General features: G+C 67.5%; 20 protein-coding genes, 4 pseudogenes and 1 riboswitch. Of the genes and pseudogenes, 15 read left to right on the forward strand and 9 right to left on the reverse strand.

Annotated features, from left to right (window positions below):
- Positions 1–252: 252 nt before the first annotated feature.
- Positions 253–384: a hypothetical protein gene (locus ACWDKQ_RS11700; RefSeq protein WP_450138705.1), complete on the forward strand. Its 132-nt coding sequence runs from the start codon at positions 253–255 to the stop codon at positions 382–384.
- 34 nt (positions 385–418) lie between these two features.
- Here ACWDKQ_RS11700 and ACWDKQ_RS11705 read toward each other — a convergent pair.
- A pseudogene (locus ACWDKQ_RS11705) lies at positions 419–853 on the reverse strand (PaaX family transcriptional regulator C-terminal domain-containing protein); the annotation flags it as partial.
- An 86-nt stretch (positions 854–939) separates the two neighbouring features.
- Here ACWDKQ_RS11705 and ACWDKQ_RS11710 point away from each other — a divergent pair.
- The 3 genes and pseudogenes from ACWDKQ_RS11710 to ACWDKQ_RS11720 all read left to right on the forward strand — a co-directional run.
- Positions 940–1,155, forward strand: a pseudogene (locus tag ACWDKQ_RS11710) (cyclase family protein); the annotation flags it as partial.
- Between the two features lie 418 nt (positions 1,156–1,573).
- Complete coding sequence (locus tag ACWDKQ_RS11715; RefSeq protein ID WP_450138706.1) at positions 1,574–2,473, forward strand: diacylglycerol/lipid kinase family protein; 900 nt, start codon at positions 1,574–1,576, stop codon at positions 2,471–2,473.
- A gap of 666 nt (positions 2,474–3,139) precedes the next feature.
- Positions 3,140–3,432, forward strand: a pseudogene (locus ACWDKQ_RS11720) (hypothetical protein); the annotation flags it as partial.
- 111 nt (positions 3,433–3,543) lie between these two features.
- Here ACWDKQ_RS11720 and ACWDKQ_RS11725 read toward each other — a convergent pair.
- Positions 3,544–3,915 (reverse strand): hypothetical protein, encoded by a 372-nt coding sequence (locus ACWDKQ_RS11725; RefSeq protein WP_450138707.1) that lies wholly within the window; start codon positions 3,913–3,915, stop codon positions 3,544–3,546.
- A 647-nt stretch (positions 3,916–4,562) separates the two neighbouring features.
- Here ACWDKQ_RS11725 and ACWDKQ_RS11730 point away from each other — a divergent pair.
- Entirely contained in the window at positions 4,563–4,739 is a 177-nt protein-coding gene (locus tag ACWDKQ_RS11730; RefSeq protein ID WP_450138708.1) for a hypothetical protein, read from the forward strand.
- A 48-nt stretch (positions 4,740–4,787) separates the two neighbouring features.
- Here the strand turns inward: ACWDKQ_RS11730 and ACWDKQ_RS11735 are convergent, their stop codons facing one another.
- A complete protein-coding gene (locus ACWDKQ_RS11735; RefSeq protein WP_450138709.1) occupies positions 4,788–6,047 on the reverse strand; it encodes a cytochrome P450 family protein in 1,260 nt (419 codons plus the stop codon).
- Between the two features lie 84 nt (positions 6,048–6,131).
- On the opposite strand from ACWDKQ_RS11735, the gene ACWDKQ_RS11740 reads away from it, so the two are divergent.
- Entirely contained in the window at positions 6,132–6,725 is a 594-nt protein-coding gene (locus tag ACWDKQ_RS11740) for a TetR/AcrR family transcriptional regulator (protein WP_450138710.1), read from the forward strand.
- 25 nt (positions 6,726–6,750) lie between these two features.
- Here ACWDKQ_RS11740 and ACWDKQ_RS11745 read toward each other — a convergent pair whose 3' ends face one another.
- Positions 6,751–6,966, reverse strand: coding sequence for a hypothetical protein (locus ACWDKQ_RS11745; protein ID WP_450138711.1), 216 nt, complete (start codon positions 6,964–6,966; stop codon positions 6,751–6,753).
- Between the two features lie 246 nt (positions 6,967–7,212).
- On the opposite strand from ACWDKQ_RS11745, the gene ACWDKQ_RS11750 reads away from it, so the two are divergent.
- The 3 genes from ACWDKQ_RS11750 to ACWDKQ_RS11760 are packed head-to-tail and all read left to right on the forward strand — an operon-like array spanning position 7,213 to position 10,752.
- A complete protein-coding gene (locus tag ACWDKQ_RS11750) occupies positions 7,213–8,082 on the forward strand; it encodes a HalD/BesD family halogenase (protein WP_450138712.1) in 870 nt (289 codons plus the stop codon).
- Positions 8,083–8,116: 34 nt separating this feature from the next.
- Positions 8,117–8,947, forward strand: a complete 831-nt coding sequence (locus ACWDKQ_RS11755) for a class I SAM-dependent methyltransferase (protein ID WP_450138713.1) — start codon at positions 8,117–8,119, stop codon at positions 8,945–8,947.
- On the forward strand, positions 8,944–10,752 hold the full coding sequence (locus tag ACWDKQ_RS11760; protein WP_450138714.1) for a choline/carnitine O-acyltransferase: 1,809 nt from the start codon (positions 8,944–8,946) through the stop codon (positions 10,750–10,752). The genes ACWDKQ_RS11755 and ACWDKQ_RS11760 overlap by 4 nt, the downstream gene beginning before the upstream one ends.
- A gap of 29 nt (positions 10,753–10,781) precedes the next feature.
- Here the strand turns inward: ACWDKQ_RS11760 and ACWDKQ_RS11765 are convergent, their stop codons facing one another.
- From ACWDKQ_RS11765 to ACWDKQ_RS11775, 3 genes are all read right to left on the reverse strand, one after another.
- Positions 10,782–10,919, reverse strand: coding sequence for a hypothetical protein (locus ACWDKQ_RS11765; RefSeq protein WP_450138715.1), 138 nt, complete (start codon positions 10,917–10,919; stop codon positions 10,782–10,784).
- A 56-nt stretch (positions 10,920–10,975) separates the two neighbouring features.
- Positions 10,976–11,452 carry a hypothetical protein gene (locus ACWDKQ_RS11770; protein ID WP_450138716.1) on the reverse strand — a complete coding sequence of 159 codons (477 nt, stop codon included), beginning with the start codon at positions 11,450–11,452 and terminating at the stop codon, positions 10,976–10,978.
- Positions 11,453–11,570: 118 nt separating this feature from the next.
- Positions 11,571–12,005, reverse strand: coding sequence for a MarR family winged helix-turn-helix transcriptional regulator (locus tag ACWDKQ_RS11775; protein WP_450138717.1), 435 nt, complete (start codon positions 12,003–12,005; stop codon positions 11,571–11,573).
- 85 nt (positions 12,006–12,090) lie between these two features.
- Between ACWDKQ_RS11775 and ACWDKQ_RS11780 the strand changes: the two genes are divergently transcribed.
- The gene (locus ACWDKQ_RS11780; protein WP_450138718.1) at positions 12,091–13,872 is read left to right on the forward strand and encodes an ABC transporter ATP-binding protein; all 1,782 of its coding nucleotides are present in this window, start codon (positions 12,091–12,093) and stop codon (positions 13,870–13,872) included.
- A gap of 278 nt (positions 13,873–14,150) precedes the next feature.
- Here ACWDKQ_RS11780 and ACWDKQ_RS11785 read toward each other — a convergent pair whose 3' ends face one another.
- Complete coding sequence (locus ACWDKQ_RS11785) at positions 14,151–14,360, reverse strand: hypothetical protein (RefSeq protein ID WP_450138719.1); 210 nt, start codon at positions 14,358–14,360, stop codon at positions 14,151–14,153.
- Between the two features lie 119 nt (positions 14,361–14,479).
- Positions 14,480–16,756 carry a 5-methyltetrahydropteroyltriglutamate--homocysteine S-methyltransferase gene (gene metE, locus ACWDKQ_RS11790; protein WP_450138720.1) on the reverse strand — a complete coding sequence of 759 codons (2,277 nt, stop codon included), beginning with the start codon at positions 16,754–16,756 and terminating at the stop codon, positions 14,480–14,482.
- A gap of 131 nt (positions 16,757–16,887) precedes the next feature.
- Positions 16,888–17,142, reverse strand: a riboswitch (cobalamin riboswitch).
- A 262-nt stretch (positions 17,143–17,404) separates the two neighbouring features.
- Here metE and ACWDKQ_RS11795 point away from each other — a divergent pair.
- The 5 genes and pseudogenes from ACWDKQ_RS11795 (at position 17,405) to ACWDKQ_RS11815 (ending at position 20,069) form a co-directional block, all read left to right on the forward strand.
- Positions 17,405–17,905, forward strand: coding sequence for an RNA polymerase sigma factor (locus ACWDKQ_RS11795; protein ID WP_450138721.1), 501 nt, complete (start codon positions 17,405–17,407; stop codon positions 17,903–17,905).
- On the forward strand, positions 17,902–18,516 hold the full coding sequence (locus ACWDKQ_RS11800; protein WP_450138722.1) for a methylated-DNA--[protein]-cysteine S-methyltransferase: 615 nt from the start codon (positions 17,902–17,904) through the stop codon (positions 18,514–18,516). Before ACWDKQ_RS11795 ends, ACWDKQ_RS11800 begins: the two co-directional genes overlap by 4 nt.
- Before the next feature lie 6 nt (positions 18,517–18,522).
- Positions 18,523–18,933: pseudogene (locus tag ACWDKQ_RS11805) on the forward strand (2OG-Fe(II) oxygenase); the annotation flags it as partial.
- A gap of 1 nt (position 18,934) precedes the next feature.
- Entirely contained in the window at positions 18,935–19,219 is a 285-nt protein-coding gene (locus ACWDKQ_RS11810; protein ID WP_450138725.1) for a hypothetical protein, read from the forward strand.
- A 223-nt stretch (positions 19,220–19,442) separates the two neighbouring features.
- Entirely contained in the window at positions 19,443–20,069 is a 627-nt protein-coding gene (locus ACWDKQ_RS11815; protein WP_450138723.1) for a DNA-3-methyladenine glycosylase I, read from the forward strand.
- Positions 20,070–20,546 lie beyond the last annotated feature (477 nt).

A 20,546-nucleotide genomic window follows, 5' to 3' on the forward strand; every position in this document is an offset into this window, starting at 1 on the left:
CCCGCTACTTCGATTCGCTCACCCGACTCCTCCTGGTGGCCTCGAACTGCCGCCTGGTTTTCCTCGCGGGCCAGACGGCGCTCGACGCCGAACCGCAAGATCGTCGGAAACGGCGTCGCAGTTCCGCCAAGCACTGGCAACTTACTCACCGCGCTGGGCTCCGCCGGGGTCGGCCGAAACAGATGACGGAGCTGACGGTCTACATCGTGGACGAGGACGACTACCGCGAGCACGACCGGGAAATTCCGCGCGGTGTGGCGCGAACTCGTCGGGCGGGACTACCCAGCGATGGCCAAAATCGGCGTGCAGCGCCGCTGGGGCGCCGAGGCGCTGGTCGAGTTCAAGGGCACCGCCGCGATCCCAGAACCGATCAGCGCACCGTGACGGCCTCGATGTGCTCGTGGGCCTGCTGCTCCAATCAGGACTTCAGCGTGAAGAACATCTCCGCGGCCACCGTCCCGTTCCAGTTCTTCGGCAGCAGCTCGGCGGGCAGCCCGGGGTCGAGGTAGGGCAATCGGCGCCAGTCGGTGAGCATCCGCACGTAGTCGGCGAAGGCCTCCCACCACTGCGCCACCTTGGTCCGCAGATCACCGAAAGCGAGGTGCTCGGCGTGGAACAGATCGGCGTAGTCGGCCAGCTCGTAGCGCCGCAGTACGCAGCTCGCCGCGTCCCGCAGGTCGGCCGGGGCGATCCACAATCCCGGCGCGGCGATGCCGAAGCCCAGGCGCGCCAGCTGGGTGCGCAGCACGTGCCGCTTCTGCCGTTCGGATTCCGGGACCGAGAACACCGCCAGCACCCAACCCTCGGCGAGGGTCGCGCGTTCCGGGCGGAAGATCCGCTCGTCGCTATCCTTTGCTCGCCGAACGATTCCTGGTGCGCGACTCAGGCAGGAAGTGCCCGCACGTCGCGTCAAACTCCCGGACCCCGGAGGCGAAGAACGTGGCCGTCCTCAACGAATTGCTCCGGGCGCTGACGTTCGGCCGCATCAGCATCATCGACCTCACCACGTGCCTGACGTCCGAAGTGCCTGTCCTGCAGCTGCCGCAGCCGTTCGCCAACACCGTCGGCTTCAGCTTGGAATAGATCAGCCGGTTCGACGACCGTGGCCCCGCCTGGTACTGGAACAACATTCACACTAGGGAGCACACCGGCACCGGTCACGGGCGCTGTTGCGGGCCACAGCGGCAGTCGCAGAGTAGCCAACAGCCGACACCAGACCTCCTGGCGCTCGGCGATCGACGGTACCGCGCTCTTGACTTCACTCTAAGCCGGATTCATCTCACTAAAATGCTTCACCGATGTCGATGGCGCGGAAGCTGAGACATGCTCGGCCCCACCTCCGGGAGCGAGCCCGATGCCGTTGATCATCGTGTTGAGCGCGATCTACTTCGAGGAGCGTCGCGGAGGACGTCCCGGAGGTCATCGCAATACGCGGCGGCCGGTGCCTCATAGCCTGGGACTCGGTCGAGCCGCTGAGGCACGCGCCGGATGCCTTTACACTGCAGTTACTGGCAGCTTGTTCTCGTGAGGAGCGGTCATTTCAGCCGACGGTCTCGCCACGCGAGCAGCCCTGGTGGTCAATGCACGGGCCCGCACGGGCAGCAAGGCATACCTGCGAGCGATCGAGAAGCTGCGCGGCCTGGGCGTGCCGCTGCACTCGACCTTTCCGCTGCACGATCCGGCCCGCCTGCCGGAAACCGTGAACGCAGCCGTGGACGCGGGCCACGACATGATCATCCTTGGCGGCGGTGATGGCAGCGTCAGCTCGGTGGTCGACGTCCTCGCACACCGCGGAGTGCCGATGGGCCTGCTTCCGCTGGGCACCGCCAACGACTTCGCCCGCACCCTGCATATCCCCACGAATCTCGACAAGGCTTGCCACACCATCGCGCACGGCAAAATGGTCGACATCGACCTCGGCCTCTGCGGGAACAACTACTACGTCAACCGCGCATCAGTCGGTCTCGGCGCAGGCGTCGCCGAAGCGATGTCGTCGACGCTGAAAAAGTGGACCGGAGCACTGGCATACCCGGTGGCGACCATCAAGGCATTGCTGCGACACCAACGGTTCTCGGCGCGTCTGGTCTTCCCTGATGGCGATCATGAACCGCAGGAGCACCATGGGCTGCTGCAGCTCTCGATCGCCAACGGCCGCTACTTCGGCGGCGGGCAACTCGCGGCGCACGACGCCGGGATCGACGACGCGACGCTGGACATCGCCGTGATGCGGCACGGTAGTCTCCACGACCTGGTCATCGCCGCGCGCGATCTCAAACGCGGTGCGCTGGACAGCGAGCACATCCATCACCTCCGCACCACGCGGGTCGACGTGGTGACTGAACCCGACCTGCCGATCAACGTCGATGGCGAACTTGTCGACGGCACCCCGCAACGCTTCTCGGTCGCGCGCAACGCCCTCCACGTCATGGTTCCCCGAACCTGGAAGGACGCCAGCAGCCCGGAGTTCTACTAATTCAGCGCTTCCACTCGAGCTACCGGGTTCGTCGCTCGCCGTCCACACCGAGTCCGGTCCTGGTGACGAAACTGGCGTCATCGCTGACTAGGAAGGCCACGGCTGCGGCAGATCCCTTTCCGCCGTTCCAGTTCGAACGGGACGGCGAGATCGGCGACAGACATGACGATCAACGATGAGCGGAAGCAGAACCTGGATTTCTTCGGCCCCTACCTCGACGCCAGCCAAGCGCTCCAGGTCCGAGGGGGCGTCGGTGCCACGTCGTTGGGGGAGACTGACGACGACTCCGTCAGCAGTTCCTCGAACCGTCCGTTGCGCGGGAGACGAGCTCGTCCTCCTGTTCAAGTATTCCTCCCTCGTGCTGCTCCTCGGCGTCACGCTGCAACAGCGGGAACTCACCGAGTTCGGCCGCGACCTGGCCAGCCAGCAGGCGAACACGACGCCGATCTTCGTAGCGGGCCGGTGCTAACTGATCACCACCTTTCCGTCGGCTACCTGGCCCGCCGGCTCGCGCCCACCATTCCAAGGCCCGGTGACGGCATGACCCGATGGCCACAGCCGACGAGTACAAGGACGAAACCAACATCCCGCCGCGATCGAGATCCGCGACCTGCACAAGTCGCGCGGCCCCGTGGAAGTCCTGCGGGGAGTCGACTTCACCATCACCTGATGCTCTTCGACGAGCCCTCCGGCGCGCTCGATCCGGAACTCGTGGGCGACGTGCTCAGCGTCATGCGGGGCCTCGCCGACGACGGGCTGACGATGCCGGTCGTCACGCGCGAGATGGGTTTCGCCCGCGAGATCGCGGACCGCGTGGTCTTCATGGACGTGGGGCGTCGTCGAAGACGGCCCATCGCAGAAGGCGATGGGCAATCTCCAGCACTCCCCGGACCCGCTCATTCCTCGGTCGAATACTCCACCCGAGCAGCCCGGACGCAGCCCTGGGCACCACTGCGTAGCGTCGGTGAAGCGGGTTTGCACCGCAGCCATCACGTGCTGAGCAATCATGCGAGTTAAGGACCACGTCCTCCGCCCTGAAGGCACTAGGCAGTGGACGTGGTCCTGCCCGGTCACGCAGGCTGCATCGTTTGCGGCGTCACCTGACGGCACATGCCGGCGCACTGCGTCATCAGATCCGCCAGCTCCGTCATCTCCTTGGCATCCATCTGCCTGCACATGTCGGCGGACATCTCGCACATGTCGGCGCACATTCCGCACATCCGCACGCACATCTGCACCATGTCCGAACCGGCCTTCGCCATGCTCGAACAGCGCATCATCATGTCCGCACACATGCGACACATTTCCGCGCAGGACATCAACATCATGCTCATCTGCATCGATTGCTCACTGCGCATCTCCATGCAGCGGGACAACATCTGCTCGCACTTGTCATGGCATTTGTTGCACATGTCGATGCACTGCTGCATCTCGGTGCTCATCTGACGTGTCATTTCTGAACCCCCGTAGTTTCGGTTCGAATGGAGCAGTCTGCGAACGTGGTCCATCAGCTGCCCCAAGAGGACTGCCTACTCCAGGCCAACCGAGATCGCATGTCGTCAGCCGCCACGGCTACGGACAGCCAGCCGACGTAACCGGAGGAGCTCGTAGGAGCTGCGGGTCGCAAGTACAGCTCGAACTCCGGGTCCAGGCGCCGTCTCGGGGGGCTTGCGCGCTGAGCACAACGGCTTCGCCTGACTTTCAGCTGACGCACGAAACCGCACTCGCATGGATCGCTTGCACCTGACCCAGCGAGATATCTCGCTACTCATTCCAGACATCCGGGTATCACTCTGCCCGCGATCCGTGGCTGCGCAGCCATGTCTGTGGCGGGGATCGGTGGAGAAGACGCCCTGAGGCGCACCGGCCCCACCCGCTGACCTGCGCAAACGGGCCAGTTCCCTTATGGCCTGCACAACATGGTGGTCGACGATCTTGCCGGGGATTTATGGTCGAGCGCGACCCCCGGACCAGCGCAACCTGCTGGTAGTTCCGCCTGGCGGTGGGGTGATGTTCCGCTGGGACAACACCGACGCGGTTTCGGTCTCGTCGTAGAGCAAGTCAACCGGTCGAGGCAGCGAGGTCCAACTTGGCGTTGCCGTCGACGTCCTGGGAAAGCGAACCGCTGGTAGGTGTGGTCGTGGCCGTTTGGGACGAGGTCGACGCCGTAGCGGTCGGCGAGCTCGTAGAGCGGACGCCCATCCGGGTTGCCGTACATGCCGCCGCGGAACCTGCCGGTGTGGACCGGCTTGTGCCACAGAGCTGAGGTGAGGACCTCTCGCCGATTACGTCGGCAGACGGCGTCCTTCACTCATCAAGCCGCCAGGTGCGCAGGGAGGGATTCAAGGCCTCGGAGGATGTTGGCCGGGCCGCCGGGCCGCCACCGGAGGTCTTCGGGTGCGGCCGCCAGGGAGAGGTTCGGGAAGCGGGCCAGCAGGGCGCCGATCGCCACCTGGCCTTCGAGGCGGGCCAGGGATGCGCCCAGGCAGTAGTGGATGCCGTGACCGAAGGCCAGGTGGCCGCCGTCGGTACGGGTGATGTCGAAGCGGCCGCCGTCCTGGGCGTGCACCGAGTCGTGGTCGGCCGATCCGAGCACCACGGACACGACGCTGCCCGCTGGGATGGTCACCCCGCCGATCTCGACGTCCTCGACGGCGAACCGTGCCGTCGCGCGTTCGACGGGCCCGTCGAAACGCAGCATCTCCTCGACTGCGGGGGCCAGCAGTTCCGGCTTCAAACGCAGCAGCTCCAGCTGGCCCGGGTGCGCCAGCAGGGCGAGCACGCCGTTGCCGATCAGGTTGACCGTCGTTTCGTGGCCTGCGATCAGCAGCAGTTGGATCGTGCCGATCAGTTCCCGCTCGGAGAGCCGGTCGTGCTCGTCTGCTGCGACGATCAACGCGCTCACCAGGTTCGGCTGGTCGTCGACGTCGACGGCTGGGTCGATGCGCGCCCGGGTGTTCGCGATCAGGTCGACAAGGTAGCCCTCCCGGGCCGCTTTGGCCTTTTCGCGGATCGCGGGGCCTTCGTCGGACAGCGGCGCCGAGACCAACTCCCGGGTCCAGGCCCGGAAGTCGTCGCGGTCCTCGACGGGGACGCCCAGGAGTTCGCAGATCACGGTGAGGGGCAGCGGGAACGCCAGCGCGGACAGCAGGTCTACAGCCCGCCCATCGGTCGGCATGGCGTCCAGGAGCTGGTCGGTGATCTCCTGGACTCGCGGCCGCAGGCCCTCGATACGGCGGCGGGTGAACGCCTTGGTGACGAGCTTGCGCAGCCGCGCGTGGTCCGGCGGGTCGGTGCTGAGCATGTTGATGCCGATCGGCCCCTCCCCCTCAGCGCTGACGATGCCCTGGTCCCGCATCCACTCCGGGGCGTGCGCCATGTCCTTGGCCAGCCGCGGGTCGGCCAGCGCGGCGCGCGCGTCCTCGTAACGGGTGACGAGCCAGGCCTCGAAGCCCATCGGCCCGGTCAACCGGTGCACCGGTGAATCCGCTCGCAGGACCGCATACGCCGAGTACGGGTCCGCTCGGAAGTCCTGGCTCCACAGATCTACATCGGTCATGATTGACCTCTCCAAGAGACGTGTTAGTAGCCTAAACAAGGCTATATCCACTCTATAAGAAACTCAATCGTTTCTTATAGCGGACGTAGGATGCACCTCGTGACATCAGCACCCGAGACCCGCCAGCGGCGGCGCGGCCAAGCCCTGGAGGCCGCGATCTACGACGCCGTGTTCGCCGAGCTCTCCGCTGTCGGCTACGGCGGGCTGACCATGGAGGGCGTCGCAAACCGCGCTCGCACCGCGAAGTCATCGCTGTACCGGCGGTGGAGCTCGGTGGAGGAGCTGGTCGCCGCTGCGGTGCACCGGCTGCTGCCCGACGCGGCGGTCGTCCCGGAGTCCGGCGACCTCCGCGAGGAGCTGATCGCCGCGCTCAACCGGATCAACGAAACGCTGTCCGGGCCGGTCGGCCAGGTCGTCGGCTCGATCCTCGGCGACCTCAAGGGTTCACCGGACCTGCAGGCCGCGGCCCGGGAGCAGGTGATCGCGCCGCGGACCCGGACGATGCACACCATCTTCGAGCGGGCCGCCCACCGGGGCGAAATCCGTCCTGGTGCGGCAACCCCGTTCGTGATCCAAGCCGGACCGGCCGTCATCATCCACACCTGCCTGCTGCAGGGCCTGTCGCTGTCCGCGCAGGACATCGCGGACATCGTGGACCAAGTGATCCTGCCCGCGGTCCGGCCCGTGCCCTGACCCTCAACAATCCACTGTGGAGCACTCAGTTCCGGGGCAGCGGGATGTCCGCGCGCTCGCTTTGCCGCGGTCCGCGCTCGACGTAGTCGGCGGCGAACCGCATGCCCTCCTGGTACGCCTCGACCCGCGCGCGGCCGATCTCGGCCTCGATCTGTTCGGGGTGCAGCTCCTCGGCCAGCGAACGCACCTCGGCCAGCCGGTGGCGGGTCTCCTCGTCCATGCCGGTTCCGCCTTTCCTCATCGGTTACCCAGATCCTCGCGGCTCCCGCCGAGTTCTGCACGATCAGGCGACCTCCGATGGCGCCGAACACGGAACGCCACTGCTACGGTCACGCGGCGTGCGCAATATGGTCACCATCACTGCTCCCGCCGCCATTTCGCGTAGTAACCGGCACACTCACCGGTCGTTGACCCGTAAGTGCTGGCGTGATCAACGGCGATCGCCCGAATCCGGCGGTGACGAGCTTTGCACGTGGGGAGGAACTTCATGAGCGCATCGGAAGCTCAACTGGTGGAGCAGGTGGTTGACACGGCGCGCTACCCGCTGGCGGATCCGACGAGCGCCGCCTGGCGGGACGCCATAGCCCGGGCCCGGCGCGACCTGCACGACGAAGGCTGCAGCGTACTGGCTAACTTCATCCGCCCATCCCGGCAGGACGAGCTGCGGCGGGAAGGCGCGGAAATCGCCCCGTTGGCGCATTACGACGTCGAAGTCGTCAACGCCTACAACATCGACACGAAAACCGACCTGCCGACAGATCACCCTGCTCGCACCACCATGGCGCGTGGCAACGCGTTCGTGGCCCGCGACAACATCCCGGTGAACTCGATCATCCACCGGCTCTACACCAGTCCGCTGTTCAAGCGGTTCATCGCCGACTGCATCGAACTGCCCGCCATCCACGAGCTCGCCGACCCGCTGGCCGGACTCTGCCTGAACGTGGTGCGGCCCGGCATGGACCACCCGTGGCACTTCGACACCAACGAGTTCGCGGTCAGCCTGCTCACTCAGGAACCGGAGGCCGGCGGGATCTTCGAGTACTGCCCGAACATCCGCTCGGCGCGGACGGAGAACTTCACCGACGTCCGGGCGGTGCTAGTCGGGCGCGGCGAGCACCTGACCCGGCGGTTGAAGCTGCGCCCCGGCGATCTCCAGCTGTTCAAGGGCCGTTTCTCACTGCACCGCGTGACGACCGTGCAGGGCCGCGAGGACCGGCGCACCGCCATCTTCGCTTACAGCGAGCGCCCCGGCATGATCGGCAGCGTCGCGCGGACCAAGCAGATCTTCGGCCGGGTCCTGCCCGCACACCTCGCCGCCGAGGGCCGCGCCGTGCGGGGCGACCAGCTGCTGGACTGACTAAATGACCGGTCGAGTCAAGAGGAGCACCCACGTGCAGTTCGATGCCACTGGCAAGGTTTCGCTCGAACAGATCTACACCCGACCCGATCCGCGCGCCTACTTCGCCACCCTGCGCGAACTCGACTACTGCATCCCTCAACTGGCCAAGCCCCATTTCCTGGAGCTGATCCAGGAATACCGCGAGGAAACCGGGATCGAAGTGCCTACCGTCTTGGACATCGGCTGCTCCTACGGTGTCAACGCCGCCCTGCTGCGCTGCGACGCGACCATCGACGAACTCTACGAGCACTACGGCAGTTCCGTTGCCCGCGAAGCGGACCGCGACCGGCTGCTAGCCCGCGACCGGGGCTGGGTCCGCTCACGCGGCCAGCTGATGCGCACCCGGTTCGTCGGGCTCGACAGCTCCGCGACGGCCCTTTCATACGCACTGGCAGCGGGATTCCTAGATGACGGGATGCACGCCGACCTGGAGAACGACGAACCCACCGCCGCGCAACGCGATCAGCTCGCCGGAGTCGACCTGGTCATCTCAACCGGTTGCATCGGCTACGTCGGCGAACGGACCCTCGGAAGGATTGCCGACGCGAGCGATGGTCCGTGGATGGCGCACTTCGTGCTTCGGATGTTCCCGTTCGACCCGATGGCGCGACGGCTGGCAGACTCGGGGTACGAAACCGTGCCGATCGTCGGCGTGTTCAAGCAGCGCCGGTTCGCCTCCGCACAGGAGCAGTCGTTGGTCCTGGACACGCTCGCGACCGCCGGCGTGGACCCGCGCGGTCTGGAAGCCGACGGCTGGCTCTACGCCCAGCTCCACATCTCAAAGCCGCGAGAACAACGAGCGCCCCAGCGAAGTCGAGGATGAAATTGAACAGCAGTGAAGCGACCTGCACCTTCGAGAACGAGGGCCGGCTGCCCCGCGTGCCGTTGCCGACCCTGGAGGACAGCTGCGAACGGTTCATAGAGTGGTGCGCGCCGCTGCTGGACGCGGACGAGCTGGCGGTGACCGAAGCGGCGGTGGCCGCGTTCCTGCGCCCCGACAGCCCGGCCCGGGCCCTGCACGCAGCGCTTGCGGAATACGACGCCGAGCCGGATGTGCGCAGCTGGCTCGACGCGTTCTGGCCGTACCGGTACCTGGGCCGCCGCGACCGGATCGCGTTGAACGCGAATTTCTTCTTCCTGTTCAAGGAATCGCCGCTGCAGCAGGTGGAGCGGGCGGCCGCCCTCGTCGCCGCGGCGGTGGCCTACAAGCAGCTGCTCGACGAGGAGCGCATTCCCCCGATCGTCCAACGTGGACAGCTACACTCGATGGAGCAGCAGAAGTTCCTGTTCTCGACCACCCGAATCCCCAGGGCGGTACAGGATACGGTGCGCACGCCCTACTCCGCGGAATGGCCCGGTCCGTCCCCGGCCCGCCACATCGCGGTGTTCTACCGCGGCAACCTGTTCCGGATGGACGTGCTGGACCAGGACGGGCGGCCGCACACGCCGGACGACCTCGCGGCCGGCCTGCGCATGGTCATGAAGGCCGGGGCGGCGCGGGCCGCGACGGACGCCTCCGTCGGCCACTTCACCACCAAGGCCCGAGCCGAATGGGCCGCCAGCCGGGAAGCGCTGCTGGCCAACCCCGGCAACGCGGTGGCGCTCGACACGATCGAGATCGCGCTGTTCTGCCTGTGCCTCGAGGATCTCTTGCCAGAGAGCACCCTGCAAGCATGCGACCAACTGCTGCACGGCGACAGCGGCAACCGGTGGTTCGACAAGGCGGTCTCGCTGATCGTGTTCGCCGATGGCACCGCCGGTATCAACGTCGAGCACTGCGGCCTGGACGGGACCACGATCCTCAACTTCGTCGACACGCTGCTCCAGCACGTTGCAGTGGAAGGACGCGCGTCGCAGGGCTTGCCGGCCGTGGAGCCGATCGAGTTCGCGCTCGACGCCGACCAGCGCGCCGATGTCCAAGCCGCTGCCACCGCGTTCGCGGAATATACCGACAACACCGCCACCACCATCCTGTCGTTCGAAGACTTCGGGGCGAACCGCGCCAAACAACTCGGCATGTCACCGGATGCGTTCGTGCAGCTGGCCTATCAACTCGCCCACAAGCGGTCCAGGGGCCTGACCGGTGCCACCTACGAATCCATCGCCACCCGCCAGTTCCAGAACGGACGCACCGAAGCCATGCGCGTCGTCACGCCCGAGGTGCTGCGGTTCGTGGCAGCCATGGAGGCCCCGAACGCCGACGCTCAGACCCGCCGTGCGGCTTTCCGCGCGGCTGCGCAAAAGCACGTCGTGCGGGCGAAGGAATGTCAACTGGGGCAAGCGCCCGAGCAGCACCTGTGGGAGCTGCAGCTGATCCAGCGGCGACGCGGCGCGGAACTGGGGGCCACCGAGCCCCTGGACCTGTATGAAACGCCGGGCTGGCTCAAGATGCGCGACGACTACCTGAGCACCAGCTCGGCGCCGTCGACGAACATCCAGTACTTCGGTTTCGGCTCGACCAGCAGCCAGTGCATCGGCATCGCCTACGTGCTGCTCCCGGACCGCTTCAACATCTACCTGAGCACCCCGCGGCCGGTCGCCGATGAGATGTTCGCCTTCGCCGCGAACCTCACCCGAGCACTCCAGGAACTCCAGGAACTCCTCGCGACCGAACCCGAGGAGGCGTAACCGCTTCGGCCTCGGGTCTTCCCGGGACGTCAGGCCAGCACGCCGGGCAGGACCAGGAGGGCGCAGGTGGCGACGGATCCGACCAGGACCATCGGCAATCCCCAGCGGAAGAAGAACTCCGCATCGCCGGGCAGATCCGCTCTGGCCTGGAGGCGACACGGTGGCACCGATGGTGGCCTCGGGTTTAGGTCAACAACTGACGACGACAGCGCCAACGCGCAGATCACCCCGGCCGCGGACACTCCACCGGCCGCCACCTGGGCAGCGCGAGCGGGATGATGATCGCCAGCAGCGAAGTGGTAAAACCGAAGGCCGAGATCAGCCCGCCGAGCACCGGGATCGGGATGACGGCGCCGGTCTGGGCTACCATCCGCACCGGCCCCTGCTCTCCAGGACACCAACGTAGTGGCGATGCCGCCCATGAGCAGGACCGTGGACCAGTCGATCTCCTTGGCCGCCTGCGCGGTCTCTCGGCGTAGCACAGCGAGAGGACAACGCCCAGGGCGAGGTCGACCGCGACGACGTTCACGTCGATCCCGCTGCGCCCGGCGATGCTGGTCGTGATGATGCCGAAGAGGCTGATCGGCGCGAACGACCCGGCGGAACCGCCGGTTGCCATCGCAAGCCTCATCACCACCGGGCCCAACCCGTTGCGACCGGCGAAGGACAGGCCGACCGGGATGAGCACGACCGCTGCCAACGGCGATCCGTTCCGGGCGACCGCGGCAGAGGGACCAAGGGCGACAACCGCGTGTGGGCCTACAACGCGGTCAACAACACCGTCGCCATCGCCTACGACGACAACTTGACGCGGTCGGTCAGCCCGTCATCGCCGGGTCGACCTTTTCCAGCAGTTCCAGCAGGGTTTGCCGTTGTTGGGCGGTGAGCGGGGCGAACAGCTGCGCCGCCGCGCGGGCTCGGATGTCGGCCAGCCGCTTGCACATCTTGCGGCCTTGCCCGGTCAGCTCCAGCAGGGTGGAGCGGCGATTGCCGGGATCGACCTCGCGCCGCAGCAGGCCCGTGTCCTCGAGGGCGTCGACGATCGGCGTCACCGCTCGCGGCACCACGTGCAGCAGTTCCGCCAGCTCCGCCATGCGCGGTGGCGTCTCGCACCTGCCGAGGACGGACAGCGCACGCGCCTGCGCCGGGGTCAGCCCGAGATCCCCGGCACCGCGCCGCTGCAGGACATGCGCGGCCTTGGCGAGCCGCAGGAACAGCCCGCCGAGACGTTCTTCTTCACCACCGGCATCCACCCGGCCAGTTTAACAGAGTGACAGTAATAGTGAACTATGGTAAATATGAAGTCGCCTCTGAATCTGCTCACCACTGGAGCCGCCTATGTCCGCGCCCGAGAAAACCACTCCCCCGCCCGCCCAGCTCCGCCGCATCGGCCACCTCTTCCACCCGCACCGAGGCATGCTGCTGGTCGTCGCGCTGCTGGTCGCCGCGTCGTCCCTGGTCTCCGTCGCGTCGCCGTTCCTGCTGCGCGAGGTCCTCGACGTCGCCATCCCGCAGCAACGGCTCCGCCTGCTGACCGCACTGGTGCTCGCAATGATCGGCGTAACCATCGCGACCAGCGTGTTCAACGTCGCGCAGACGTACCTGTCCACCAAGATCGGGCAGAGCGTGATGCACGGACTGCGTTCCGCGGTATACGCCCGGCTGCAACGCATGTCGCTGGCGTTTTTCACCCGCACCCGAACCGGCGAGATCCAATCCCGCATCGCCAACGACATCGGCGGCATGCAGGCCACCGTCACGTCCACCGCCACCTCGCTGGTCTCCAACCTCACCACCGTGATGGCCACCTTGATCGCGATGGTCGCGCTGGACTGGCGGCTGACGATCGCGTCGGTGGCCCTGCTGCCGGTGTTCGTGTGGGTCAGCCGCCGGATCGGCCGGGAACGCAAGAGGATCACCGCGAAGCGGCAGCGCCAACTCGCATCGATGTCCGCCGGCGTGCAGGAATCCCTTTCCGTCAGCGGAATCTTGCTGGGTCGCACGACGGGCCGAGCGCGATCGCTCACCGATGCTTTCGCCGCCGAGTCGGCCGAGCTGGCCCGCATCGAAGTCAGTTCCAGCATGGCGGGCCGGTGGCGGATGTCGAGCATCCAGATCGTGATGACAGCGCTCCCCGCGCTGATCTACTGGGCGGCCGGCGTCACCACCACCTTCGGCGTCCCGCTGATCACCTTGGGCACGCTGGTCGCCTTCGTAACCTTGCAGCAGGCCCTGTTCCGGCCGACGCTGTCGCTGCTGTCCACCGGTGTGGACGTGCAGAGCTCGCTGGCGCTGTTCGGCCGCATCTTCGAATACCTCGACCTGCCGATCGACATCGACGAACCGGAACGACCGGTGCGGCTGTCGCGGATCGAGGGCGAAGTGCGGTTCGTGGACGCGTCGTTCGCCTACTCGCCCGAGAGCCCCGACGGAACCCTCACCGGAATCGACGTGACCGTGGCGGCCGGCACCAGCCTCGCCGTCGTCGGTGAAACCGGGTCCGGAAAAACAACGCTCAGCTACCTGGTGCCGCGCCTCTACGACGTCACCGACGGACAGGTGCGCATCGACGGTGTCGACGTGCGCGAGCTCGGCTTCGACACGCTCGCTGCCGCGGTCGGCATCGTCTCCCAGGAGCCATACCTGCTGCACGCCTCGGTGGCCGAGAACCTGCGCTTCGCCAAGCCCGACGCGACCGACGAACAACTGGTCGCCGCAGCGAAGGCGGCGCAGATCCACGACCCCATCGCAGCGCTGCCGGACGGCTACGACACCTTGGTCGGTGAGCGCGGATACCGGTTCTCCGGCGGGGAGAAGCAGCGGCTCGCGATCGCCCGCACGATCCTGCGCGACCCGCCGATCCTGATCCTCGACGAGGCCACCAGCGCCTTGGACACCCAGACAGAACGCGCGGTGCAGCAAGCTCTCGACGAGCTGTCCTCGGGCCGGACCACGATCACGATCGCGCACCGGTTGTCGACCGTGCGCCAGGCGGACCAGATCGTGGTGCTCGACGGCGGACAGATCGTGGAGCGCGGCACGCACGACGAACTGCTGTCTGCCGACGGCCGCTACGCGGCACTGGTCCGACACGACGACCACTTCCCATCCGCCGCGTGAACACCTGACCGCAGTCCCGTTCGGACGCACGCGGACGTCCACCTTCACCGATCATTGCACTCCGATTCACTTGAAGTTCAAGGTTCACCTCTGCGTCGATTCGGCAGTCTTTCCACCGGTGCCGATCGTGGACGGCGAGTCCGGCCGCATCTCCTCGCTGGCCATGCACGCCCCACCGGGTCCAGTCCAGCCGCCTACTCCGACCTCGTCCAGCTCCATTCGAACGCAGTGGGCCTGCGCTACGAAACCGGCATCGCGGGCCCAACAAAACGGCCAGGTTATGCGGCGCCCTTGGTGGACGAGAACACGCCGGTCAGCAACTCGCCGGTGATATCCGGGCCCCACAGCGCCACGACGCGTTCGCCCGCGCCGTAGGAGACCAGTTGCCCGGGAAGTCGCCGCCCTCGGCCGCCGAGAGCGGCGAATTCCCCCCGCACGGAATCGAATCCGGCCGCAACGGTGCCCTGCAACGTGCTCTCGTTCGACATCGGCACGCCCCTCGACTCGATCTGGTTCCCACCGGATCAAGCTGGCGGACGTCGGAAAATTCCCGGCACATCGGCCCGGTTCGCGGGCGGCGCCTTCTGCGCCGCCCGCGAGTCCGGCGTCAGCGCAGCTCGGAGACGGCCTCGACCATGTGCTTCAGCGCCGCCTCGACTTCGGCGTAGCCGCGGGTCTTCAGCCCGCAGTCTGGGTTGACCCACAACCGCTCCGCCGGAACGGCCGCGAGCGCGGCCCGCAACAGGTCCACGACCTCGGCGGTCTCGGGCACGCGCGGCGAGTGGATGTCGTAAACGCCGGGCCCGACACCTCGACTGAAGCCGGCCGCGTTGAGGTCGTCGAGCACCTCCATCCGCGAGCGGGCGGCCTCGATGCTGGTGACGTCGGCCTCCAGCGCAACAATCGCGTTGATCACATCGCCGAACTCCGAGTAGCACAGGTGGGTGTGAATCTGGGTGGACTCGGCGACGCCGCAGGTGGCCAGCCGGAACGACGTCACCGCCCAGTCCAGGTAGTCCGCGTGCTGCGCCGAACGCAGCGGCAACAGTTCACGCAAGGCGGGTTCGTCGACCTGGACGACCCGGATGCCGGCCGCTTCCAGGTCGTTCACCTCGTCCCGGATGGCCAGCGCGACCTGCTTCGCGGTGTCCGCAAGCGGCTGGTCGTCACGGACGAACGACCACGCCAGGATCGTCACCGGGCCGGTTAGCATGCCCTTGACCGGTTTCTCGGTCAACCGCTGGGCGTAGCTGGTCCACTCGACCGTGATCGGTTTCGGGCGGGCAACGTCGCCGAACAGGATCGGCGGCCGCACGCACCGCGATCCGTACGACTGCACCCAGCCGTTGTCGGTGCTGGCGAAGCCGTCCAGGTTCTCGGCGAAGTACTGAACCATGTCATTACGCTCGGGTTCGCCGTGCACCAGGACGTCGAAACCGATCTCCTCCTGCAGCCGGATGACGCGCCCGATCTCGTCCCGCATCCGCTGCCGGTAGGTCGCCTGGTCGATGCGGCCGGAGCGCAACGCGGCGCGTGCCTTGCGGACGTCCGAGGTCTGCGGGAACGAACCGATCGTCGTGGTCGGCAATGCGGGCAGGCGCAAGGACTTCTGCTGTGCGGCGCGCCTCACCTCGTATTCGCTGCGCTGCGAGTACTCCGGCCGCAAAGCCTGCAGCCGCGCCTGGACGCGGTGGTTGCGGACCCGGTCCGCGCTGGCGCGGTCGGCTATCGCGGCTCGTGCCTCGGCCAGCTCATCGGCCACCGCGTCGCGGCCCTCGCTGAGCGCACGGCCGAGGACGACCACCTCGCGAACCTTCTGCGCGGCGAAAGCCAACCAGGACTTCACCTGCGGATCGATGTCGGCTTCCGCCGCAACGTCGTACGGAACGTGGAGCAAGGAGCACGACGTGCTGACCGCTACCTCGTCCGCCGAGCCGAGCAGCGTGGCTGCGGTTGCAAGCGCCTTGTCCAGGTCCGTGCGCCAGATGTTGCGCCCGTCGACGAGCCCGGCGACCAGGGTTTTGCCGCTCAGGCCTCGAACCGTCGACAGCGAATCCACTGTGGACCTCCCGGCGACGAGATCGACGGCGAGCGCCTCGACCGGGCTGGACGCCAGCACGCCCAGAGCCTCGCCGAGATCACCGAAGTAGGCTGCGACCAGCAGGTTCGGGCGCTCCTCCAGTTCACCGAGCCGCTGGTACGCGGCGCTCAGCGCATCTAGCTCGTCCGGAGTGCGATCCGCGGCGAACGCTGGCTCGTCCAGCTGCACCCACTCCACACCGGCCCGGCGCAGTTCGCCCAGCAGTTCCGCGTAAGCATCGAGCAGCCCGTTGAGCTGATCCATCGGCCGGAACAACTCGGGGGCTCCGTCGGCGGGTTTGGCCAGCAGCAGGAAGGTGAGCGGGCCGACCAGCACCGGTCGGGTGGTCACGCCCTCCGCCGCGGCCTCCCGGTACTGCTCCACCGGCGTGCGTTCGACCAGCGAGAACCGCGTGTCCGGACCGATCTCGGGGACCAGGTAGTGGTAGTTGGTGTCGAACCACTTCGTCATCTCCAGCGGCGGCGCGGATTCCACCCCGCGCGCCATCGCGAAGTAGGTGTCCAGCGGCCCCAACCCGAGCCCGGCGAAGCGCGGCGGGACCGCGCCGAAGGTAACCGCAGTGTCCAACACCTGGTCGTAGAACGAGAACGTGTTGCCCGGCACAGAATCCAGGCCCGCGTCCCGCAGCGCGCGCCACGCGTCGACGCGCAGTTCCCGCGCGACCGCGCGCAGTTCCGCCTCGTCGATGCGGGACGACCAGTAGCGCTCCAACGCGCGCTTGAGTTCCCGGTTGGGGCCGATCCTGGGAAAGCCGAGTACAGTAGATCCGATCTTGCTGGTCAACGCCCTCTCCTCGCGAGCTCGACGACAAATGCCCCGAGGTCTGGGAAGGCGCAGGCGAACCGGCAACGCCGCGCGGCGCGAACCGATCGTCGGCCAGGCCCTCCCGCGAGACCCCGGACCGCGCGCACCAACGGGTGCGCGCACCAGTGGCAGGTCTTCGGACTCGCGGGCGCGTCCCGGCCGACGCCGGTGTTTCTACTGACCGTCGCTTCCCAGGCACGCGTGCCCAGTGCTGTGCCCGGTCTCGGACCGGGGACGGCGTTCGTTCCCACTCACCGCTGCGGGGCAGTCCCGGATTCGCACCGGATTCCCTCTTGCCTCGCCCGCCCGCGGCCGCGGCTCTCGTCGCGATCCGGGGTGGACGAACCACCAGCACAACCGAGGCTACCGACTGGCAAGCCGTTGGCAAGGGCCCAGGGGATGCGCGGACCGTGCCGGAGGGCCACCGCGCATCCGGTGACTTCCGTGGTGAACACGCCATTCCGGTCCGCCCTCCCGCGTCGGTGAGAGGCTCGTCACGCGGGGTGCTACGCCGAGCCGCCGGGCCGCCGCGGCGTGCGACCGGCAAGTGCCACTCGGGCGGGTAACGATCGCGCAGTGGGCCGGATCCGCATCTCACGTTCGGCCGGGCCGGGCCGTCTACGGGGAGTGAAAGTGAAACCGTTCGAGCAGATCGTTTACGAGTACGGCCCGATGGTGCTGCGGGTGTGCCGGGCCGTGCTCGGACCGGCCGAAGCCGAGGACGCCTGGTCCGAGACGTTCCTGGCCGCGCTGCGCGCCTTCCCGGAGCTCGCCGAGGACGCGAACGTGGAGGCCTGGCTGGTCACGATCGCCCACCGCAAGGCGGTCGACGCCACCCGGGCGACGGCACGCCGACCGGTGGTGGTCGAGCGCCTGCCCGAGCGGCCCAGCACTACCGGCCGACCGGAGGACTGGGACGGAGACCTGTGGGCGGCGCTGAGCGCGCTGCCGACCAAGCAGCGCATGGCGGTGGCCTACCACTACCTGGCCGACCTGCCCTACTCCGAGATCGCCGCGATCCTTGGCGGCAGCACCGATGCCGCCCGCCGGGCCGCGGCGGACGGCATAAAGACCCTGCGCAAGACGTACAGGCATGCCACGAGCGTGGGAGAGGAAGCGTGGCGATGACGATCCACGAAAACGACGACAGGCGCCTGTTCGACGCACTCCAGGCGATCGATTTCGACGCCAGCAAGCGCCTGCACATCGAGCTGGTGAACGTCGCCCAGCGGGAAGGCCTGCTCGACGTCGCCTACCGCACGATGGACACCCCGGTCGGCGAACTGCTGCTGGCCGCGACCGAACGCGGACTGGTGCGGGTCGCCTTCGCTCACCAGGGGCACGACGCGGTCCTCGAGTCGCTGGCCGCGGCGATCAGCCCGCGAATTCTTCGGGCACCGGACCGGTTGGACGAGGTCGCCCGGCAGATCGATCAGTACTTCTCTGGGCAGCGGCGCACCTTCGACCTGCCGCTGGACTGGCGCCTCTCGCGCGGGTTCCGGCTCAACGTGCTATCGCACCTGCCCGACATCGCCTACGGCCGCACCGCCAGCTACGCCGAGGTCGCCGCGGCCGCGGGAAGCCCGAAAGCGGTGCGCGCGGCGGGTACCGCGTGCGCGACGAACCCGCTGCCGGTCGTGGTGCCCTGCCACCGCGTCGTGCGCTCGGACGGCACTTCGGGCGAATACGTCGGCGGTGTGGAGGCCAAAGCAACCCTGCTGAACCTGGAGGCAGCATGAGTGAGCATGCCCGAGGCGGACCGGTTCACGAAACGAGTCGCCGACGCGGACTGGGACACGGTCACGGCGGAGGTCAACGACTACGGCTGCGCGCTACTGCCACAGTTGCTGACCGCCGCCGAGTGCGAGCGCGTCGCGGCCCTGTGGGACGAGCCAGAACACTTCCGCGCCACGATCAACCTGCGCCGCCACCGATTCGGCGACAACGGCGATTACCACTACTTCGCCCGCCATTCCCGGAATCGGTGGAGAGGCTGCGGCAGGCCCTGTACCCACGCCTGCTGCCGATCGCCCGGGACTGGTACGGCAAAGCTCGGCCGGGTAGCGGAATGGCTGGACACGCTCGACGAGTGGCTGGACATCTGTCACCGACCCGGCCAGGCCCGCCCCACGCCCATCCTGCTGCGCTACGAAACGGTTGCCCGAGCTGCGTCCGCGATCGGCTTCGATCGCGATCGGCTCGTCCCGCGACGCCCCGTCCCGCGACGCCGCCGACGCCATCGCCCGGGCCAGGGCGCTGCGGGGCGGGCATGTGCTCGACGTCGTCGACTGGCCCGAGCGGACCGCGTCGTGGCTGCGACAGGCACGAGGCTTCGCGGCGCAGGACCCGGACGCGTGGGTGGTGACCGGACAGGTTTCCGGCTGGTGCAGATGGAGCGGCGGCTCGTGCACTCCACCAACTGGACCCGGCACGCACGATTAGCACCGCCACCCTCGCCACCGAGGACCTGATCGCGCTCGGCGGATTGGGGACCTTCGACGGGCTGCGTGGCGCAACCCGTGACGGCGGCACCTGGGAAGCGGTCCGCACCATCCTCCTGCACCGCACCGATTCGACCAATTGAGCATTTTCTGCTGGTATAACCGAAAAGCACGTGCGGTCAGGTTCCGGTCGCACACCACGAGAACCCGAGGAGAACGAGACATTGAGTCCCGCAGCGGCAGACACCACGACCGACTCCGGGGTCGTGATCGGCGAGGACGGGCTGGCGCGTCCGCCGTGGGCGGCCCGCGACCCCCTGCTGCGCGAGTACTACGACACCGAATGGGGCATGCCCGTGCACGGCGAGCAGGCGCTTTTCGAGCGGATCAGCTTGGAGGGGTTCCAGGCCGGGCTCTCCTGGGCGACGATCCTGCGCAAACGCCCCGCCTTCCGCGAAGCGTTCGACCGCTTCGACCCGGAGCCCGTCGCGGCCTACACCGAGGAAGATGTCGCGCGCCTGCTCAACAACTCGGGAATCGTACGCAACAAAGCCAAGATCCGCGCAGCCATCATCAACGCCCGCGCGACCATCGAGCTGCGCGCCGAGAATGGTCTGGAAGCGTTCGTCTGGTCGTTCAAACCGGACACCACACCGCGCCCGCGGACGATCGCGGAGATCCCCACCACGTCATCTGAATCCGTGGCGCTATCAAAAGCACTGCGGTGCAAGGGTTTCTCGTTCGTCGGCCCGACGACGATGTTCGCTCTGATGGAGGCGATCGGAATGGTCGACACACACCTCGTCGACAGCCACCGCCGCGGCACCTCCGGTATCTGGCCGCATCCGTGACCGGGCGGTGATGCCGCCGGGTTGCCTTGGATGCAATCGCTGCAACCGTTGATCGGGCTGGCGCGCAGCCCGATCAGCCCCGGGTCCGCCGTGGCACACCACCGACGTCGGCGCCCTTCGACAGGCGCTGGATACCCTTCATTGCATCCGGGAGCACCGCGGCTTCGCACGCGTCGCGCAGTGGCTTCGACCCGGGGGGCTTTTTCCTCGCAACGCTTACCGCAAACACGGACTGCTTGGCGACGCCGGTTTGGACGACCGCTGGTTCGCGGGCTCGTTCGAACGGTTCCTCATCTTCGACGCGAACGGACTCGTCAGGGAACACCAAAACCGGTCTGGAACTAGCCCTCAAATAAGCGAGTCGGTCACTGTGGGGGCGGTGGTAGCCGAAATGATCACTTTGGCGTGAGCGTGGGATATGCCGATGAGTGGTGGGGGGCGTTGTGGGGCTCGTATGGGCCGGTGTCGTGGCGCTCG

It is taken from the genome of Saccharopolyspora sp. NPDC000995 (assembly GCF_053599315.1).

Coding starts and splice junctions, on each gene's coding strand:
- ACWDKQ_RS11725 (WP_450138707.1), bottom strand. CDS start 3,915: ATGAGCACCGAGATGCAGCAGTGCATCGACATGTGCAACAAATGCCAT.
- ACWDKQ_RS11750 (WP_450138712.1), top strand. CDS start 7,213: ATGAGCGCATCGGAAGCTCAACTGGTGGAGCAGGTGGTTGACACGGCG.
- ACWDKQ_RS11745 (WP_450138711.1), bottom strand. CDS start 6,966: ATGAGGAAAGGCGGAACCGGCATGGACGAGGAGACCCGCCACCGGCTG.
- ACWDKQ_RS11785 (WP_450138719.1), bottom strand. CDS start 14,360: ATGTCGAACGAGAGCACGTTGCAGGGCACCGTTGCGGCCGGATTCGAT.
- ACWDKQ_RS11800 (WP_450138722.1), top strand. CDS start 17,902: ATGACGATCCACGAAAACGACGACAGGCGCCTGTTCGACGCACTCCAG.
- ACWDKQ_RS11760 (WP_450138714.1), top strand. CDS start 8,944: ATGAAATTGAACAGCAGTGAAGCGACCTGCACCTTCGAGAACGAGGGC.
- ACWDKQ_RS11780 (WP_450138718.1), top strand. CDS start 12,091: ATGTCCGCGCCCGAGAAAACCACTCCCCCGCCCGCCCAGCTCCGCCGC.